Origin of the sequence: Massilia oculi, assembly GCF_017582745.1 — a bacterium.
Lineage (GTDB): Bacteria > Pseudomonadota > Gammaproteobacteria > Burkholderiales > Burkholderiaceae_D > Telluria > Telluria oculi_A.
On record NZ_JAFVIM010000067.1, the window covers coordinates 1 to 2,994 of the forward strand.

A 2,994-nucleotide genomic window follows, 5' to 3' on the forward strand; every position below is an offset into this window, starting at 1 on the left:
CGGATCTACATTACCCGCGACGAGGCCAGGCAGGACATCTTCGACTATATCGAGATGTTCTACAATCCGAAGCGCCGGCACAGCTTCAGCAATGACATGTCGCCAGCTGAGTATGAAAAGCAGTATTTCCAGCGGCTCTCGAGTGTCTAGAAAAGTCGTGGCGATTCACGCCACTGCGGACATACTTTGGCAATTGTAGCGCCTCAGCCATACATACACGACCTAAAGCCATGTAGGAAAACGAAATTGTCCTTACATTGGCCCCTTCAAGCAACAACCTGTTGGAAGAGTACGAAAACGACCGTCTACGGACATTAGGGAAAGCCTTGTACGAATATTAGCCCCACAGAGTTTTGTACATGCCCTATAATACGTACATCGTCTACGTACACCATGAGGAACCTTAATGTCCCGTGTCTTCGCTTACTGCCGCGTTTCCACCGCCGACCAAACGACCGCCAACCAAGTACAGGAAATCGCCACTGCTGGTTTTGCGGTTGACCTTAAACGGATCGTTACCGAAACCGTGTCAGGCTCAGTAGCTGCAATGGAGCGCAAAGGGTTCGCCAAACTGGTCGATAAACTGGAATCGGGCGACGTACTCGTCGTGACGAAGCTCGACCGCTTAGGCCGCAATGCGATGGACGTTCGGGCTACAGTTGAGCGTTTAGAAGCTGTAGGCGTCAGAGTTCATTGTATGGCGCTTGGAGGGGCGGATTTGACCAGTCCAGCAGGCAAAATGACGATGCAGGTCATAAGCGCCGTAGCAGAGTTTGAACGTGACTTACTCATTGAGCGAACCAATGCAGGTCTTAACCGTGCAAAGGCCGAAGGCAAGACCTTAGGACGTAAGCAGGTCCTTAGTACCGATCAACAGCGACAAGTCAAAGACCAGATTAAGGCGGGCATTGCAATCGCTCAGATCGCTAAAGGGTTCGCTACGTCCCGCCAAACCATCATGCGAGTACGGGCGGGGATGGCCTTGGAAGCGGTTACTTGAGGCATTGCGCGGAGAGAGGGATAACGACTACTTGCCCTGTGCGCGGATCATAAAGGTATCTTGGTCAGTCGTAGTCAAATATCGGACCGGAAGAACCTGTTTAATCGCATGGTCGATTGTCTGCAACGTGAATGGCTTAGGGACAAAGGCGTCAACCAAAGGCGCAAAGTCCTTCTCCCGACCTCGACCGCTGATTACGATCACCTTAAGGTGTTCCTGTAATGCCTTAGCCTCGTAGGCAACGATACGGCCCTCAGGATCGTCATGCGACAGGCTACACATCAATACGTCAAAGTGGACACCATGCAGCGCCCCTAGGGCGTTCTCAGTCCCCTCTACACCAACAGCACGATAGTTCAAAGCCTCCAGCATGTAGAGGATGGTCTCGCGTGTTAGCGCGTCTTTCTCGATAACGAGAACCGCAATAGTCATGGCCTTTTCTGTAACGGGTTTGTACCGAGAACATCATACATGGTCGAGCATACAGATTGTCGGGAACGTCCATCTCAACGGGCTTGATCTGCCTATTTTTTAAGCATTTTTTTTGTTGGGCACATGAAACTAACGGTTTCTTATCATAGACAACCAATAGGGTAGACCTAAAATCCACACCTTAGGAGAAACCCGGCATCCCTATGTCGTGGTGCCGACCTCCGCTCATGAGCATCCGCGCTCCGCGCTGCCCTTCCTGCGAACCCAACCTCAATAGATCATGACCAACCATAACCCTATGGCGATGGACGCCCTTGCGCCGCTGCCCAACGCTACCCCTAACCCTACTCCAAGTCTATTCCAGTTCAATGACAACGCTATTCGTACCGATGTTGACCACCAGGGAAACCCTTGGTTCGTCGCTGCTGACGTTTGCGCCGCCTTGGGCATCAAAAACAGCCGCGACGCGCTGGCTACACTAGACCCCGATGAAAAGGGTGTAGCTACTACCGACACCCTTGGGGGAACTCAGTCTCATGCGACCATCAACGAACACGGTCTGTATGCCTTGGTTTTCCGAAGCCGGAAGCGAGAAGCAAAGGATTTCCAACGATGGGTTACGCATAGCGTCCTACCCGCACTTCGGAAGGATGGCCTGTACGTCCAAGGGGAAGAAAGGCTACTCGCTGGATGCCTTACTGAAGACGAAGTAAGCACTACCGTTGAGACCATGCAGGCAAATATTTCAGACCTTGCCATGGCGAAGGCGTTAAGGCTCAAAAGCGAGCATCAGGAAGAAAAGGATGCGCGGTACATGGCGTTGAAAATGATGAATCGAGGGCGTGTAAGACGCCGTAGCGGACCCAAACAGTTTTCAAGATAACCCCGCCTAAGGAATCGCTCAAACTGCCTAGTAAAAACCTAGTTGCCTTTAGGGGCAATAGGGGCCATGCTAGAGCTATGAGACCCGACCAACCAAACTTTTGCCGACGGCGCAATGAAGTTTATGCGGCCTACGTAAATGCAGCCTTAGTCATCAAACAATTCGACCTACGGCGGGCGGAGAACATGCTGCTACGTGAGGGCATACCCCGTGAAGTCATCGCAAGAGTGCTACTTACAGGCCACCCATTAAGGCATGTAACGCAGTCGAGTTGGGCGGAACAGTTCAGCCCTTGAGTGTTGGCTCATCCTGTAGACAGGCAACGGTAAAGCTCTATCAGGTGCTCTCAGGTCAGCCCCTGACCGATACAGCCACAGTCTCCAAGACTGAAAACCCTACAGAGCTAAAATCCACACCTAAGAGAGAGGGACCGCTTACCGTGGGGGGTAGGGGGGCAATACTAAAGATTTACTATAGATTACTTGGGTTCCATAGTTTGCTAAGTATCCACATAGGTGGAGACCAAATGGAAAAAACATATGGTCTTTTCTCAAAGACCGGCTTTGTTGCATAAATCAATTGAGCGCGTAGTACCCCAAACCCCAGACGGATTTACGGCATGGTCACCGCTACGGTCGTGGGCGTGCCCAAGCGCGTGAAGCGATTGAGGATGGCGGCA

General features: G+C 51.8%; 4 protein-coding genes. 3 read left to right on the top strand and 1 reads right to left on the bottom strand.

The genetic code is table 11. The annotated features are described in order from the left end of the window. Together J3U95_RS28040 and J3U95_RS28045 are read left to right on the top strand one after the other, a co-directional pair. Nucleotides 1-150: IS3 family transposase (locus tag J3U95_RS28040; protein WP_208281746.1), on the top strand; the 150-nt coding region annotated here is incomplete at its 5' end. Nucleotides 151-406: 256 nt separating this feature from the next. Beyond that, the gene (locus J3U95_RS28045) at nucleotides 407-1,000 is read left to right on the top strand and encodes a recombinase family protein (RefSeq protein WP_208281744.1); all 594 of its coding nucleotides are present in this window, start codon (nucleotides 407-409) and stop codon (nucleotides 998-1,000) included. A gap of 27 nt (nucleotides 1,001-1,027) precedes the next feature. Here J3U95_RS28045 and J3U95_RS28050 read toward each other — a convergent pair whose 3' ends face one another. After that, a complete protein-coding gene (locus J3U95_RS28050) occupies nucleotides 1,028-1,432 on the bottom strand; it encodes a DNA-binding transcriptional response regulator (protein WP_208281745.1) in 405 nt (134 codons plus the stop codon). Between the two features lie 280 nt (nucleotides 1,433-1,712). Between J3U95_RS28050 and J3U95_RS28055 the strand changes: the two genes are divergently transcribed. After that, entirely contained in the window at nucleotides 1,713-2,315 is a 603-nt protein-coding gene (locus tag J3U95_RS28055) for a BRO-N domain-containing protein (protein ID WP_229520140.1), read from the top strand. Nucleotides 2,316-2,994 lie beyond the last annotated feature (679 nt).